Source organism: Aliishimia ponticola, assembly GCF_004803475.1.
GTDB lineage: Bacteria > Pseudomonadota > Alphaproteobacteria > Rhodobacterales > Rhodobacteraceae > Aliishimia > Aliishimia ponticola.
Window position 1 is genome coordinate 330,500 of record NZ_SRKY01000004.1, and the last position, 13,915, is coordinate 344,414.

The window sequence follows — 13,915 nt, forward strand, 5'->3', positions numbered from 1 at the left end:
TGGATATGGCGGACGGTATGCGTATGGCACCGGTTTTCTTTACCGATCTGGACGGCACATTGCTCGACCATGACACGTATTCCCATGCGCCGGCGCGTGATGCGCTGGCCGCGTTGCGGGATCGAGGCATTCCCTTGGTGCTGACAAGCAGCAAGACCGCCGCCGAGATTGCCGAACTGCACCGTGATCTGGATTTGGGAACGACGCCCGCGATTGTCGAAAACGGCGCAGGCATCTTTGACCCGCAAGAAGGGCTGCAAGGGGATCGCGGCGCGCATCGAAAGGTTCTGACGGCGCTGGATCAACTGCCAAGCCCGCTGCGTGCGGGGTTCACTGGCTTCACCGATATGACGGTCGAAGAGGTCCAAATCCTGACTGGCCTTGATGCAGAGGCGTCGCGGCGGGCCAAGATGCGCTGCCACTCGGAACCGGGGCTGTGGACCGGCCCGCAAGACACGCAGGACGCGTTCATCGCTGGTCTGGCGCAACACGGCATCGCGGCACGGCAGGGCGGTCGGTTTCTGACCCTGTCTCTTGGGCATACCAAAGCCGATGCGATGGCCACGGTCGCGCAGCATTTGGGCGCGACGCTGACTGTTGCCCTTGGCGACGCACCCAATGATTTCGAGATGCTTGATGCCGCAGATATCGCGGTGGTCATCCGCAACGATCACGGTCCTGATGTGGCACCGCTGCGGGGCGAAGGCAGCCCGCGCGTCCACCGCACGACAGAGCCGGGGCCACGGGGCTGGAACACAGCCGTGCTGGCCATCCTAGAAGACATCACAGCAAGAGGCCGCGAATGACGGATTTTCACCAGAACGGTAATATTGCGCAGTTCCACAACCTGCGCACCCGATCGCTGGACGAGTTGGAGTACGAGTTGGAAGCTTTCGCCCAGACGCGAAAGGTGTCCTTGATCCTGCCCTCGCTCTTTTCGGAACTGACCGGCCCGGCGCTGGAAGGTATCCTCGAAGAACTGTCCAAGGTTCGCTACGTGTCCCGGATCATCGTCGGGCTGGACCGCGCCGACGAGACAGAGTTCCGCCGCGCCCGGAACTTCTTTTCGCGCCTGCCGCAAGAGCATGTGGTGATCTGGAACGATTCCCCGCGGATGCAGGCGATTGACGACCGGTTGGCCGCGCTGGGGCTTGGCTCGCAAGAGCCGGGCAAGGGCAAGAATGTCTGGACCTCGATGGGGTATCTGATTTCTTGTGCCGATACCGCTGTCATGGCGATCCACGATTGCGATATCCTGACCTATGAGCGTGGCCTGTTGGCGCGGCTGGTCTATCCCGTGGTGCATCCCGGATTTTCCTATCAGCTGTCCAAGGGCTATTACGCCCGCGTCGGCGAGGGGAAGATGAACGGACGCGTGTCGCGGCTGCTTGTCAGCCCGCTCCTGATCGCGCTGAAGAAGGTGCAAGGGGATCACGACTACATCGATTATCTGCGTGCTTTCCGCTATCCGCTGTCGGGGGAATTTGCGCTGCGCACCAGTATGCTGCCCGATCTACGCATTCCGTCAGATTGGGGGCTGGAAATCGGCGTCTTGTCAGAGGCGTGGCGCAATCTGGGCCGTCAGGCAGTCTGTCAGGTGGAGATTTCAGACGCCTATGACCACAAGCACCAGCCTGTCAGCCCCGAGGACGCCGAAGCCGGGCTGAACCGTATGTCCACGGATATCTGCAAGGCGATCTTCCGCAAGATGGCGACCGAGGGCACCGTGTTCACGCAGAATACGTTCCGCACCCTCAAGGCGACCTATTACCGGCGCGCTCTGGACCTGCTGGAAGTCTATCACAACGACGCGGTGATGAACGGATTGAGCCTGGACCGCCATGCCGAAGAAAAGGCGATTGAACTCTTCTCCGAGAACATCATGCGCGCCGGGCAGATGTTCCTCGAAAATCCGCATGAAAGCCCGTTCATCGCCAATTGGAGCCGCGTCAACTCTGCCGACCCGGCCCTGCTAAGCGAGTTGCGCGCGGCTGTGGCCGCCGATGCGGAAGAATACGAGGCGATCCCGTTCTGATCGATCAGGGTGTGTTGGTGATCCACCGGCACTGATAGGGGGCCAAGGCGACCGTTTCGATCTCCGGGTGGATTTCTTCGCCCGACAGCAGGTCATGCCAATGGGCATCTGCAATCAGGTTCAGCGCATCCAGCGGCACATCCACGGTTTCGTCGCTGACATTGTGCAAGGCAAAAACCGATTGCCGCCGGTCAAGGGACTGGCGCCAGATGCCAAAGACACGTTCATCCAGCGCAAGGGTGAACTGCGTGGCGTTGGGATGGAACGCGGGTTGGCGGGACCGCAGCTTGAGCCGCTCTGACAGTGCGTGCAGCACCTTGGCCTGATCGGATTCGGGGTCGTTGAGCCGTTCCAGCAACGTCTCGTAATCCCAGCGATGGCGGTTGATCGCACGGTTCATGCCGCGCCGTTCCACGCCTTCCAGATCGTTCGGCGTTGCCAGCATCGAATGGATATAAAAGGCCGGCACCCCTTCCAGCGACATGACGATGGTTTGCGACGTCAGAAACCGTTCCATATGCCATTCTTCGGCCCCTTTGAACGTGCGGGCCACCGCAGGGTAATAGCCGCAGTTCAGCTCATAGACAGAGGCGGTTCCATCCGGCAGCGTCCGCATCGACACCAGCGCGCCATCATTGGTCAGGGTCTGGATCATCTGCGCGATTTCTGTCCCGGGCAGCAAGCCCTCGGCCGGGCGCATCCCGATCCCGTCATGGCTGGCGGTGAAGTTCAGATACACACAGCCCAAGGGCGCGGGCGGCATGGTCGCCTGCCACCGGCGCAGGTATTTCGCAGAGCCGGACAGCATCGCGTGCAGGATCAGCGGTGGCAGCGGAAAATTGTAGATCGCGTGCGCTTCGTTCGACTGGCCAAAATAGCTGAGGTTTTCGGCCTTGGGCACATTCGTTTCGGTCAGCAGCACGACCGTTTCTTCAAGGAAGTCGGTCAAAACCCGCAGCAACTGCACGACCGCATGGGTCTGAGGCATGTGGATCGACGGTGTGCCGATCTCTTTCCAAAGAAACGCGACCGCATCCAGCCGCAAGATCCGCACACCCATATCCACATGGAGCCGGATGATCCGCAGCACTTCCAGCAGAACTTCCGGGTTGGCATAGTTCAGATCGACCTGATCGTGACTGAACGTACACCAGACATTGCGCGGCCCGTTTGCCGTTTCGACCTCTTGCAGCAGTGGCGTGGTCCGCGGACGCACGACCATGGTCAGATCGTCCTTCGGGTCTGCCTCGAAGAAGAAACCGTCATAGGGGGGTTGGCCCTGCCGATAGGCGTTGAACCATTTGCCCTGACTGGACACGTGGTTCAGCACCAGGTCCGACATCAGGTGAAACCGCGCACCAATCCGTTGGATGTCCGGCCAATCGCCCAAGGTCGGTTCGACCTTTTCGAAATCGGTGACGGCAAAGCCATCATCCGACGTGTAGGGAAAGAACGGCAGGATGTGGACAGAGTTCACGACACCGTCCAGCCGTTCCGACAGGAAGTCATACAGCAGATCGAGCGGCTTATGAACGCCGTCCAGAACCGAGTTGCCATAGGTGATCAGAACGGAATCGTCCTGCGACCACAGATCGTTACTGGGCGCGCGTTGGGTGATGCGCGGTGCGTGCCCTTCTGGCCAGACCACGTCGATCACACGGCGGGCCAGATCGTCGAGATCTTCTCCCGGATAAATCCGGCCCAGAACCTGAACCAGTTGGGTATTCAGATCCTCGGTCATTTGTCCTTGAACTTGAAGGTCGGCAAGCTGTTGAACGCCTCTTTCAGTGCCGCCCCCCAGCCCGAGGAAATGGTTTCATAGAACGGATTGCCCGGCTCTATCCGCTGGCGCACGCCGTTGCGATGCGTTCCGGTTTCATAGACATGCAGGTCCAGCGGCATTCCAACGGAAAGGTTTGCCTTTATCGTGCTGTCGAAGCTGACGACCAGCAGTTTGACCGCATCTTCAAAGCTCATCGCCGGATCATAGGCCCGCACAAGGATCGGCTTGCCGTATTTTGTCTCGCCGATCTGGAAGAAGGGGGTGTCATCGCTCGCTTCGACGAAATTGCCTTCGGGGTATACAAGGAACAGACGCGGATCGCCGCCATGCACCTGTCCGCCGACGAGGATGGTCGCGGAAAACGGCCCTTCGGCTTGCGGGCCTTCGTTGCGGGCTTGTTCCTTGATGACTTCGCGCAGTGTTTCCCCGACCAGCTTGGCCACCTGAAACATCGATGCCGCTTCCAGAATGGACGGCTCGCCGCGTTCTTCGGCAGGCAGGGCGCGTTCGTTCAACAGACTGACCACAGCCTGTGTCGTCGCGAGGTTACCAGCAGTCATCAACGTGATGGAGCGTTCGCCCTCACGTTCCCAGAAGAACATCTTCTGAAATACGCTGATATTGTCGACGCCCGCATTGGTGCGCGTGTCGGACATGAAGACCAACCCGCGATCCAGCTTCAACCCTACGCAATATGTCATTGGTCGATCCCGCCCCGTTACGCGTTACTGCTGCTGCACCTGGATCTCGACCTTGATCGCCTCGCTCCCCGTGCCAAACCTTAACCCGGTTACAGGCGCGGCGTCCTGATAATCAAGCCCTGTCGCAACACGGACGTAACGTGCATCCGGACAAATTCCGTTCGAAACGTCGAAACCGATCCATCCGATGCCACTTACCAGCGCTTCGGCCCACGCATGGGTTGCATCCTGGTTTTCCTGTTCGTCCAGCAGCAAATAGCCCGACACGTAGCGCGCCGGAAACCCGAGAGAGCGCGCAGCCGCCACGAAGATATGCGCGTGGTCCTGACAGACGCCTTCGCCCTTCTCGATCGCCTCATCGGCCGTTGTGCGCGACTCGGTCGCGCCGATCTTGTAGGGAACGGCCTCCAGAATACGTTCGGACAGGGCATGCAGCAGGGGCACTTCGGACTCGTATTCGTCCTTCAGCCCCTTGGCCAGCGACCGCACATTGGCCCCCGCACGGGTCAGGCTGGTGGACCGCTTGAACAGCCATTCCGGGACGAAGCCAGAATGCTTGCCAGTCACACCTGCAAGGTCTTCGGTCTCCACCCGGCCATGGGCGTTGATCCCGATCTTTTCGGTGCCTGCCTCGAATGACAGAAGGGTCACGGTGTTAGCGTGATGATCGGTGAACACGGTCTCGATATTGGCACCCGTCACTTCAAGATCCCAGTCCAGCACGGTCTGGCCGGGCCGGTTCTTCGGCGTCAGCCGCAACTGCTGCAACCCATAAGGGTGTGCATCCTCAAAGGCATACTCGGTGACATGTTTGATGTTCAGGATCATGGTCACGCCTCAAACCGGAAGTCTGTTTCGATCTGCTTGCTGAGTGCCGCGAAATCGTTGACCAGCCCGGACAAGAAGTCGTGCAACCCATATTCGAACACCAGTTCAATGGACCCGTTATCGAGCTGCGCGAACAGTCCCTCTGCCAAATCGTGGCTTTGATGGCGCACGTCATATTGCTGCATCAGGTATCCCATATTGGTCCGAACCTTCGACACGGAGAAACGAAGCGATCTTGGCATCCGGCGATCAAAGATCAGGAAACTGGCGATGCCCATCGGGCTTGGCTCGCCCTCGTTCAGCCAGGAATAGGCGCGATCCCCCGCGACAGAGCGCAGGACCGTTTCCCATTGCACATTGTCGAGCGACGAGCCGATGAAATTGACCGAAGGCAGCAGTACGAAATACTTCACGTCCAGGATACGCGCCGTGCTATCCGCCCTTTCCAGGAAGGTTCCGATACGCGCGAAATCGAACATATCGTTGCGCAGCATCGTGCCATGCATTGCCCCCTGCACCAACGCGCAGCGGTTGCGAATAAGGTCCAGAACCTCTGGGATATCCTTGTCCGGCACCGGACGCGCCAAACGCTTGCGCAGCATGATATAGGTCTCGTTCACCGCCTCCCAGACTTCCTTGGTCAGCGCCGTGCGCACCATGCGGGCGTTCTGCCGCGCGGCCATGATGCAGGACAGGACCGAGGATGGGTTGGCCGGGTCGCGCAGCAGGAAATCGACAATCCGCGCCTGCTCCGGCTCCCCATACAGACGTTCATATGCATCATTGGCGGACGCGGTCTGCAACACGCTGGACCATTCGTGGTCGGCGCCCTTGCCGCGGGTCAATGCGATGCGAAACCCGGTCTCGATCAGCCGTGCCGTGTTTTCCGCGCGTTCCAGATACCGGAACATCCAATACAGCCCACTCGCCGTTTTTCCGAGCATGGCTTAATCCTCCAACACCCAAGTGTCCTTGGTCCCGCCGCCTTGGCTGGAATTCACCACCAAGGAGCCTTGCTTCATCGCGACGCGCGTCAGGCCGCCTGGGACAATCTCGATCCCGTTTGGACTCAGCAGCACGAATGGCCGCAAATCGACGTGACGCGGCGCAAGGCCAGACTTGGTCATAATCGGAACGGTCGACAAGGCAAGAGTCGGCTGGGCGATGTAATTGTCGGGCCGGGCAATCAGTTTTGCCCGGAACGCCGCGATTTCCTTCTTGGACGCCGCAGGGCCCACCAGCATCCCGTACCCACCAGAGCCATGAACCTCTTTCACGACCACTTCGGCGAGGTGATCCAGCACATAGGCCAGCGAATCCGGCTCGGAACAGCGCCATGTCGGCACGTTGTTCAAAAGCGGCTTCTCCCCGGTGTAGAATTCGACGATTTCAGGCATGTAGCTGTAGATCGCCTTGTCATCGACGATTCCGCCACCGGGCGCATTGGCGATGGTGACACCGCCCGCGCGGTAGATATCGAAAATCCCCGGAACGCCCAAAAGACTGTCGGGATTGAAGTTCATCGGGTCGAGAAAGTCGTCATCGACACGGCGATAGACCACATCGACCGGCTTGTAACCGCGCGTGGTGCGCATGGCGACGCGGCCATCGACCACCCGCAGATCGGTCCCTTCGATCAGTTCGACGCCCATGTGATCGGCAAGGAAGGAATGTTCGAAATAGGCCGAGTTATGGATGCCGGGTGTCAGCACCCCGACAGTGGGCGTGCCGTGGCACGCTTCGGGCGCACAGGCCGCGAGCGAACGGCGCAGTTTCAGCGGGTAATCCGAAACGGGCCGGACATTCACCTTGTTGAACAACTCGGGGAACATCTGGAGCATCGTTTCGCGGTTCTCCAGCATGTAGGAAACGCCGGACGGCGTGCGGGCATTGTCCTCCAGCACGAAGAACTCATCCTCGCCCGTCCGGACAAGATCTACGCCCACGATATGCGTATAGATTCCGCCGGGCGGGGTGACACCGATCATCTGCGGCAAGAAGGCTTCGTTCCGCTCGACAAGATGCGCAGGGATGCGGCCAGCCTTCAGGATTTCCTGCCGGTGGTAGATGTCGTGCAAAAACGCGTTCATCGCCCGGACACGCTGTTCGATTCCGCGTGTCAGCTTCGACCACTCATTTCCAGAAAGGATTCGCGGCACGATGTCGAAGGGGATCAGCCGTTCGTCGGCTTCTTCCTCGCCATAAACGTTGAAAGTGATTCCGATCTTGCGAAAAAAGTGCTCCGCATCGCGCGCCTTGCGCCTTAGATCCTTGCCGTTTTGTTCCTCGAACCAGTTGGAAAAAGCTTGATAGGGCTCGCGTGCGCCGTCCGCGTTGCCCTGCATTTCATCAAAAAATTGCATCTGTGCTCTGTATTGGTGAGAGGTCATTGAAATTAAACCTTATCACCATCACGGGAAATACAATAGCGCGGCTCCCGTTAAGCCGGTGCCGCGCTCTCATTGCTCAATTTTAAGGCAACTTCCGCTTGGCGCGTCCGCCACTCAATAGTCCTGTCGCGCGATCTCGAGGATCAGAATGTCGGTGACGTGATCGCCCGCATCGCGCACCGCAACTTCCCTCAGGGCGGACCGCAAAACATCGAGGTTGTCGTTATCGGTGAACGCGCCGCGAAAACCGCCGATATTGGCGTGATCGAACATGACCTGAAGGAAAGAATCCCGCAGTTTCGGCTCCTTGAGGAAAATGCTGTCGCGAAAGCCTGCATCGACCTCGACACTCAGCGCCATCATCACCAGGGACGTCACTTCTCCTTCCTCGACAAGCGGAATGACGAACTGGTTGCTCATCTTCACATATTCACGCTCTTCGCCAGCCTCGCCGTCCTCGGCGCTGTCGCCATCGTCGGCTTTGGCCTCTTGCGCGCCGTGTTCGCCGTCCTCAGCGGCCTCACCGCCCTCGGCCGCTTCCACCGGTTCCGGCGCCGGGCGCAGGAAGACGCCCGCGCCAACGCCCGCCCCGGTGCCGATCAGCAGCAGCAAAATTGGAAGGATTTTCTTGATCATAGCCGTGCCTCAGAATGGAAGGATGACGTCCAGAACCTGCTGGCCAAGACGCGGTTGCTGCACATCCGTGATCTGGCCTCGGCCGCCATAGGACACCCGCGCAGAGGCGATTTTGTCATAGGTAATCTCGTTCTGGCGCGAGATATCCTGCGGGCGGACATAGCCCGTCACCAGCAATTCGCGCAGTTCGAAATTCACGCGAACCTCTTGCGTGCCGGCGATGGCCAGCACCCCGTTCGGCAGAACCTCTGTCACAGTGGCCGCGATACGCAGTGTCAGCTTTTCATTGCGACTGACCGACCCGTCGCCACCGGACGAACTGCTGGAATTGGTGGAAACGGCGTCCGCCATCGTCGCCCCTTCGGGCAATTCTTCGTCAAGGCGCTGCGGAATGCCAAACAGGCTCGGCACGCTCATGCTTTCGCTGCCGCTGCGCGACCGATCCGTCGCGTTGGAGATTTCCGCACTCTCGTCGATTTCAATAACAACCGTCATGATATCCCCGCGCTGCATTGCGCGGCGATCCCCCAGAAGCGAGCTTTGCGAGCCGCTCCAAAGGCTGGCCTGCGTGACGCGCGGACGTGTCTCCAGCGTTTGCGGGAAATCTTGCGACAGCATCGCGGAATATTCCTGCCCTTGCTGCGGCGGGGTGAATTCCGGCGCTTTCCCGACGTTTTCAAGCCGCGCGCACCCGCTCATTGCCAGAACGACAAAGCCAATCTTTACTGCGTATTTCATCTTCTTCCTTTCAATCGGTCCCGCTTAGGGGCCCGAAACATCAATGCTGCCATCGGGCAGTACCGTTCCAAACAAGGTGCTCCGCGAGGAGAGGTTCATGACCCGGATCATCTCGCCCACGGCGCCGCGATCCAGGGCGCGGCCAGCGGTCGAGATCGACAGCCCCGCCTGATTGAAAACGAGCGGGACAATTTGATTGCGGTTCACCAAGGCCGGGGGGCGAATATCGGCGGGGCGGATTGCCCGGCCCGGATACAGCACGACCTTGGTTTCCATTCCGACCACCTGCGCGAAATCGGAAAGCCCGACATTGCGCAGGTTGGGATTCACCGCCAGATCGGCTTCGGTCAGCACGGTATTCGGCCGGATCGTCTTGATCGCCACGATCGCTTCTGCCTGCGACAGGCTTGCAACCAGTACCAACAGTGCTGCCAAAGCCCATTTCATCAGCGCACCTGCGTCGTTGCGCCCATCATCTGATCGGCGGCAGAGATGACCTTGGCATTCATTTCATAACCACGCTGGGCTTCGATCAGCTCGGTGATTTCGCGCACCGCGTCAACCGAACTGCTTTCAAGATAGCCTTGGCGCAGCAGGCCGAGCCCATCCAGACCCGCCGTAGACACAAGCGCGGCGCCTGACGCCTCTGTCTCTACGAACAGGTTCGACCCGATAGCCTCCAGCCCCTTGGCATTGGTGAAGGAGGCAAGGTCGAACTGCCCCAGAAGCTGCGCTTCTTCCGTGTCCGTGAAATACGCATAGACCTCGCCCTCGGCGTTGATGGAAATGCTGCGCGCATCGTCGGGGATCGTGATTTCCGGAGAGACCGGGTATCCGTCCGAGGTGACAATCAGCCCTTCGGCCGTCCGCTTGAGCGCCCCATCGCGGGTATAGGCGATCTGCCCTGAAGGCAGCGTGACCTGAAAGAACCCGGTGCCGTTGATCGCCAGATCAAGGTCATTGCCCGTCACGGCGAGCGAGCCCTGCTCAAGGTGGATCGACACGGCGGCTGGCCGTACGCCCAAACCAAGCTGTACCCCGGTCGGCAGTACCGTCCCATCGGAGGCGTTGACCGTGCCGGGGCGGATCAGTTGCTGATAATGCAGGTCCGCAAATTCCGCGCGCCGGGCGTTATAGCCCGTCGTCGACATGTTCGCGAGGTTGTTCGAGATCGTCTCGACCCGCATCTGTTGTGCGCTCATGCCGGTGGCTGCGATTTTCAATGCACGCATTCTGCTCGCTCCTCGTTTGGGTTACTTGCTAAGGGAACTCAGCGCGCTGCGAACGCGCTGGTCTTCACTATCCAGAAATGACTGGCCGAGTTCATAGGCGCGCTGCACCTCGATCATCCGCGCCAGAGCGGTGACGGCATCGACGTTCGAATTCTCGACAAAGCCTTGCAGAACGCGCGACGTATCGTCCGGTTCAAACCCTGCCTCCGCGACAAACATGACACCGTCCTCACGGGTCATCCCGCCGGGATCGAGCGGCCGGACAACGCCCAACTGACCCAGAAGTCGACCATCCGCGCTGATCGTCCCATCAGCGGCGACCGCAATATTGCCCGCGTCCGGCGGCACAAAGACAGGCGCGCCGCCGATATCAAGCACGCGCAGCCCGTCATGCGTCACCAGATCGCCTTCCGCATTGGGGGAAAAGCTGCCCGCGCGGGTCAAACGCTCACCCATCGGCGTTTCCACCAGGAAGAAGCCTTCGCCCTCGATTGCGAAGTCGAACGTGCCCCCCGTTTCGGTCAACGCGCCTTGCGTGAAAGAGGTGTTCTGGATGTTGCCGTTGCCCATGGACAAGGAACGCCCGCCCGGATCGGCCTTGATATACTCGGAAAACACGAGCCCCTCTTGCCGGTAGCCGTTCGTCGCACTGTTGGCGATATTATTGGCGACGATGCTCATCTCGCGCCAAAGCCCGACTTGGCGGGACAGCGTGGCATATGATGCGGAGTCCATTCGTTAACCTCCTACGATCAAGGGAATGATCTGACTTTGGAACAATGTGACGATGCTGGCGGTCATGAACCCCATCGATGCCCAGAAGACCGCGACGATCGCCACGAGTTTCGGCACGAAGGTCAAGGTCATCTCTTGCACCGAGGTAAGCGCCTGAAGCAGCCCGACCGACACACCCACGACAAGCGCGACGGCGAGGATCGGCGTCGAGACGACCACCGCCGTCCACAGCGCCTGCCGCAAGGTGTCGAAAAAGATGACCTCTTCCAGCATCGTTCAGACCGGCATTCTCAGGATTTCCTGATACGCCTCGACGACCTTGTTCCGGATCGTCACTGCAGTTTCGACGGCCAGTTCCGTCTGCGCCAGCGCTTGAACCAACGCATGCGGATCCACATCGCCGGTCATCGCTGCCTTGGCCGTTGCTTCTGCATTGGCCAAGGTCTGCGCGAAGTCAGAGACCGCACCGCGCATGGCTTCGCCAAGCGCCTCAGGTTCGGTCGCGGGTTTAGAGGCTGCATATTTTTGAACAGCCGATACTGCACGCACATCCATTCTAGATGCTCCTTTCTGGATTAACGTCGTAGAAGTTCGAGAAGGCTCGACGACATAGCTCTGGTTTGTTCGAAGATTTTGAGATTGGCTTCGTAGCTACGCTGCGCCTCGCGGGCATCCGCGAGTTCGATCAGCAGATTGACGTTCGAGCCGTCGTAGTGACCGGTTTCATCTGCCATCGGGTGCTGCGGATCATAGATTCGCTTCAACTCACCGGAATCAAGTTCCGGACGGCTGGCTTTGACCTTGGACACGCCGGTTTGCTGCTCAACCTCTGCCTGGAAAGACACAGTCTTGCGCCGATAGCCGGGCGTTTCCGCGTTGGAAATATTCTCTGAGAGGTGCCGCAGGCGGGTCGCCTGTGCCTTGAGCCCGCTAGCCGTCACATCAAGAGCTTTGGAGAATTCACTCGCCATGATCAGGACCTCGACAATGTTGTCTGTAGAATAGTCAGCGCCGATTTGTAGATCGCGAGGGCGCGGCTGTGCTCCCGCGTGGCGGACACTGATTCGAGCATCTCACGCTCGACAGACACCGTGTTTCCGTCAGGCGCAGGGTCGTTCCGCTCTTCGGTCACGCGCGCATGCGTCACTTCGGCGCCGACGCCGTAAAGATGACCGGCACGGGTCGCGCGCAATGCCGGGTGTTGGTCGGGTGATTGTGTAAGGTCAGCAAAACTGGGCAGCCGCTTGGCCCGGTAACCGGGCGTATCGACATTGGCCGCATTCTGCGCCGTCAGAGCCTGCCTGCGCCCCGCATGGGACGCCATAGCAGACGACATCTTAAAGACATCCAGATTTTCAAACATCGGGGCTTCTCCCTCGATTGGCTTCAATCAAGGTTTAACCCCGATTCCTTTAGAAACGGTTTGCGGACATCAGGAGGATGCGATGCAAACTGAAATACTCGACGATCTGGTTCAAAAGATCAGTACTTTGAAACCGGTTCATTCGATCGGCCGCGTGACCGCCACCGATGGCGGCAGGGTTTTGGTAGAAGGGCTCGCCTCCTTGGCCAGGCTGGGCGATCAGGTCGCGATCGAACTCGTGGATCATGCGTGGATCGCGGGCGAAATCGTGCAAATCGAAGGATCGCACGTCACCGTCATGCCCGACGGCCAGCTTTCCGGCTTGTCACTCGGCGCACGCGTAATTCTGAAAGACCCCCTGACCATCGCGCCATGTGACGCGTGGTTGGGCCGGATCATCGACGCCAATGGCGAACCGATGGACGACCGCAATCTGCCATCCGGACCTGATCGTCGTCCCTTGAAAACGGCTCCGCCGCCGGCTGCACGCCGCAAGGGATTCGGTGAGCGATTGGCGACCGGATCGCAGGCTTTGAATACACTACTCCCGATCGTAGGTGGGCAGCGCGTTGGGTTGTTTGCTGGATCGGGGGTCGGGAAGACCACCCTGCTTGGCACAATCGTGCGCAACATTTCTTGCGACGTCGCAGTTGTGGCGCTGGTCGGCGAACGCGGGCGCGAGTTGAAGCATTTCACGCACGAGGTCTTGGGCGAAGAGGGCATGCGCAAATGCGTTGTCGTGGCCGCGACCTCTGATCGATCCGCGTTGGAGCGTCGGCGATGTGCCTGGACCGCCATGAGTATCGCAGAGCATTTTCGCGATGCTGGCAAATCCGTGTTGTTTGTCGCCGATTCGATTACGCGGTTCGCCGAGGCGCATCGCGAGATTGCCACCGCAGCGGGCGAAGTCCCGGTCTTGCGGGGGCATCCGCCGTCCACCGCTCAGTTAATTACCGAACTATGCGAGCGGGCCGGACCCGGGTTGGAGGGCAGCGGCGACATTACCTCTGTTCTGTCGGTTCTGGTGCAAGGGTCGGATATGGATGAACCCATCGCGGACATTCTTCGCGGCGTTCTTGATGGCCACGTAATTCTTGATCGCGCCATCGCCGAACGGGGACGATATCCGGCGATCAATCTTCTTCGGTCCGTGTCGCGTTCTCTTCCGGATGCGGCAAGCCCGGAAGAAAATGTTCTTATCTCCAAAGTCAGGTCGCTGACCTCGCTTTACGAGCAGAATGCGATGATGATCCGATCCGGGCTTTATACCGAAGGAACCGATCCGGAGCTCGACGTCGCGATAAAAATTTGGCCGGAACTCGACTCGTTTTTGGGGGTGTGCGGCGCGATGACCCCGGCGCAAAGCTTTGACAGGCTTCGGCTGATTCTGAGGCGTGCGGGCGTTCGTTGAGATTCGGCACCGGTCATCGCGTGCTTACATGCCAAAGGGAGGTTTTGCGCGACACCTAATAAG

17 protein-coding genes are annotated in these 13,915 nt (G+C 59.6%); 3 read left to right on the forward strand and 14 right to left on the reverse strand.

The features are described from left to right. The first annotated feature begins 23 nt into the window (after positions 1–23). Both E4Z66_RS15905 and E4Z66_RS15910 read left to right on the forward strand, forming a co-directional pair. The gene (locus tag E4Z66_RS15905) at positions 24–806 is read left to right on the forward strand and encodes an HAD-IIB family hydrolase (RefSeq protein WP_136464035.1); all 783 of its coding nucleotides are present in this window, start codon (positions 24–26) and stop codon (positions 804–806) included. After that, positions 803–2,035 carry a glycosyltransferase family protein gene (locus E4Z66_RS15910; RefSeq protein ID WP_136464036.1) on the forward strand — a complete coding sequence of 411 codons (1,233 nt, stop codon included), beginning with the start codon at positions 803–805 and terminating at the stop codon, positions 2,033–2,035. The genes E4Z66_RS15905 and E4Z66_RS15910 overlap by 4 nt, the downstream gene beginning before the upstream one ends. A gap of 4 nt (positions 2,036–2,039) precedes the next feature. On the opposite strand, the gene E4Z66_RS15915 is transcribed toward E4Z66_RS15910, so the two are convergent. The 14 genes from E4Z66_RS15915 to E4Z66_RS15980 all read right to left on the reverse strand — a co-directional run bounded on the left by E4Z66_RS15915 (position 2,040) and on the right by E4Z66_RS15980 (position 12,441). Then, positions 2,040–3,776 carry a sugar phosphorylase gene (locus tag E4Z66_RS15915; protein WP_136464037.1) on the reverse strand — a complete coding sequence of 579 codons (1,737 nt, stop codon included), beginning with the start codon at positions 3,774–3,776 and terminating at the stop codon, positions 2,040–2,042. Beyond that, the gene (locus E4Z66_RS15920) at positions 3,773–4,519 is read right to left on the reverse strand and encodes a proteasome-type protease (protein WP_136464038.1); all 747 of its coding nucleotides are present in this window, start codon (positions 4,517–4,519) and stop codon (positions 3,773–3,775) included. The genes E4Z66_RS15915 and E4Z66_RS15920 overlap by 4 nt, the downstream gene beginning before the upstream one ends. A 24-nt stretch (positions 4,520–4,543) precedes the next feature. After that, on the reverse strand, positions 4,544–5,347 hold the full coding sequence (locus tag E4Z66_RS15925; RefSeq protein ID WP_136464039.1) for a transglutaminase family protein: 804 nt from the start codon (positions 5,345–5,347) through the stop codon (positions 4,544–4,546). A gap of 2 nt (positions 5,348–5,349) precedes the next feature. After that, on the reverse strand, positions 5,350–6,291 hold the full coding sequence (locus E4Z66_RS15930) for an alpha-E domain-containing protein (RefSeq protein ID WP_136464040.1): 942 nt from the start codon (positions 6,289–6,291) through the stop codon (positions 5,350–5,352). A 3-nt stretch (positions 6,292–6,294) separates the two neighbouring features. Further along, positions 6,295–7,710 (reverse strand): circularly permuted type 2 ATP-grasp protein, encoded by a 1,416-nt coding sequence (locus E4Z66_RS15935; protein ID WP_136464041.1) that lies wholly within the window; start codon positions 7,708–7,710, stop codon positions 6,295–6,297. A gap of 141 nt (positions 7,711–7,851) precedes the next feature. Further along, complete coding sequence (locus E4Z66_RS15940) at positions 7,852–8,373, reverse strand: flagellar basal body-associated protein FliL (protein WP_211097173.1); 522 nt, start codon at positions 8,371–8,373, stop codon at positions 7,852–7,854. Between the two features lie 9 nt (positions 8,374–8,382). Further along, positions 8,383–9,111 carry a flagellar basal body L-ring protein FlgH gene (flgH, locus tag E4Z66_RS15945; RefSeq protein ID WP_136464042.1) on the reverse strand — a complete coding sequence of 243 codons (729 nt, stop codon included), beginning with the start codon at positions 9,109–9,111 and terminating at the stop codon, positions 8,383–8,385. 24 nt (positions 9,112–9,135) lie between these two features. Continuing rightward, complete coding sequence (flgA, locus tag E4Z66_RS15950) at positions 9,136–9,558, reverse strand: flagellar basal body P-ring formation chaperone FlgA (protein ID WP_136464043.1); 423 nt, start codon at positions 9,556–9,558, stop codon at positions 9,136–9,138. Further along, positions 9,558–10,343, reverse strand: a complete 786-nt coding sequence (gene flgG / locus E4Z66_RS15955) for a flagellar basal-body rod protein FlgG (RefSeq protein ID WP_136464044.1) — start codon at positions 10,341–10,343, stop codon at positions 9,558–9,560. Before flgG ends, flgA begins: the two co-directional genes overlap by 1 nt. A 21-nt stretch (positions 10,344–10,364) precedes the next feature. Beyond that, positions 10,365–11,078 (reverse strand): flagellar hook-basal body complex protein, encoded by a 714-nt coding sequence (locus E4Z66_RS15960; protein ID WP_136464045.1) that lies wholly within the window; start codon positions 11,076–11,078, stop codon positions 10,365–10,367. A 3-nt stretch (positions 11,079–11,081) separates the two neighbouring features. Then, complete coding sequence (locus E4Z66_RS15965; protein ID WP_136464046.1) at positions 11,082–11,351, reverse strand: flagellar biosynthetic protein FliQ; 270 nt, start codon at positions 11,349–11,351, stop codon at positions 11,082–11,084. A 3-nt stretch (positions 11,352–11,354) separates the two neighbouring features. Further along, positions 11,355–11,633: a flagellar hook-basal body complex protein FliE gene (gene fliE / locus E4Z66_RS15970; RefSeq protein ID WP_136464047.1), complete on the reverse strand. Its 279-nt coding sequence runs from the start codon at positions 11,631–11,633 to the stop codon at positions 11,355–11,357. Between the two features lie 20 nt (positions 11,634–11,653). Continuing rightward, positions 11,654–12,049 carry a flagellar basal body rod protein FlgC gene (gene flgC, locus E4Z66_RS15975; RefSeq protein ID WP_136464048.1) on the reverse strand — a complete coding sequence of 132 codons (396 nt, stop codon included), beginning with the start codon at positions 12,047–12,049 and terminating at the stop codon, positions 11,654–11,656. A gap of 2 nt (positions 12,050–12,051) precedes the next feature. Beyond that, a complete protein-coding gene (locus E4Z66_RS15980) occupies positions 12,052–12,441 on the reverse strand; it encodes a FlgB family protein (protein WP_136464049.1) in 390 nt (129 codons plus the stop codon). Between the two features lie 82 nt (positions 12,442–12,523). On the opposite strand from E4Z66_RS15980, the gene E4Z66_RS15985 reads away from it, so the two are divergent. Next, complete coding sequence (locus E4Z66_RS15985) at positions 12,524–13,852, forward strand: FliI/YscN family ATPase (RefSeq protein WP_136464050.1); 1,329 nt, start codon at positions 12,524–12,526, stop codon at positions 13,850–13,852. Positions 13,853–13,915 lie beyond the last annotated feature (63 nt).

Excerpts from the sequence above, each read along its gene's own strand:
- E4Z66_RS15905 (WP_136464035.1), top strand. The coding sequence starts at position 24 with ATGGCACCGGTTTTCTTTACCGATCTGGACGGCACATTGCTCGACCAT.
- E4Z66_RS15910 (WP_136464036.1), top strand. The coding sequence starts at position 803 with ATGACGGATTTTCACCAGAACGGTAATATTGCGCAGTTCCACAACCTG.
- E4Z66_RS15915 (WP_136464037.1), bottom strand. The coding sequence starts at position 3,776 with ATGACCGAGGATCTGAATACCCAACTGGTTCAGGTTCTGGGCCGGATT.
- E4Z66_RS15920 (WP_136464038.1), bottom strand. The coding sequence starts at position 4,519 with ATGACATATTGCGTAGGGTTGAAGCTGGATCGCGGGTTGGTCTTCATG.
- E4Z66_RS15925 (WP_136464039.1), bottom strand. The coding sequence starts at position 5,347 with ATGATCCTGAACATCAAACATGTCACCGAGTATGCCTTTGAGGATGCA.
- E4Z66_RS15930 (WP_136464040.1), bottom strand. The coding sequence starts at position 6,291 with ATGCTCGGAAAAACGGCGAGTGGGCTGTATTGGATGTTCCGGTATCTG.
- E4Z66_RS15935 (WP_136464041.1), bottom strand. The coding sequence starts at position 7,710 with ATGCAATTTTTTGATGAAATGCAGGGCAACGCGGACGGCGCACGCGAG.
- E4Z66_RS15940 (WP_211097173.1), bottom strand. The coding sequence starts at position 8,373 with ATGATCAAGAAAATCCTTCCAATTTTGCTGCTGCTGATCGGCACCGGG.
- flgH (WP_136464042.1), bottom strand. The coding sequence starts at position 9,111 with ATGAAATACGCAGTAAAGATTGGCTTTGTCGTTCTGGCAATGAGCGGG.
- flgA (WP_136464043.1), bottom strand. The coding sequence starts at position 9,558 with ATGAAATGGGCTTTGGCAGCACTGTTGGTACTGGTTGCAAGCCTGTCG.
- flgG (WP_136464044.1), bottom strand. The coding sequence starts at position 10,343 with ATGCGTGCATTGAAAATCGCAGCCACCGGCATGAGCGCACAACAGATG.
- E4Z66_RS15960 (WP_136464045.1), bottom strand. The coding sequence starts at position 11,078 with ATGGACTCCGCATCATATGCCACGCTGTCCCGCCAAGTCGGGCTTTGG.
- E4Z66_RS15965 (WP_136464046.1), bottom strand. The coding sequence starts at position 11,351 with ATGCTGGAAGAGGTCATCTTTTTCGACACCTTGCGGCAGGCGCTGTGG.
- fliE (WP_136464047.1), bottom strand. The coding sequence starts at position 11,633 with ATGGATGTGCGTGCAGTATCGGCTGTTCAAAAATATGCAGCCTCTAAA.
- flgC (WP_136464048.1), bottom strand. The coding sequence starts at position 12,049 with ATGGCGAGTGAATTCTCCAAAGCTCTTGATGTGACGGCTAGCGGGCTC.
- E4Z66_RS15980 (WP_136464049.1), bottom strand. The coding sequence starts at position 12,441 with ATGTTTGAAAATCTGGATGTCTTTAAGATGTCGTCTGCTATGGCGTCC.
- E4Z66_RS15985 (WP_136464050.1), top strand. The coding sequence starts at position 12,524 with ATGCAAACTGAAATACTCGACGATCTGGTTCAAAAGATCAGTACTTTG.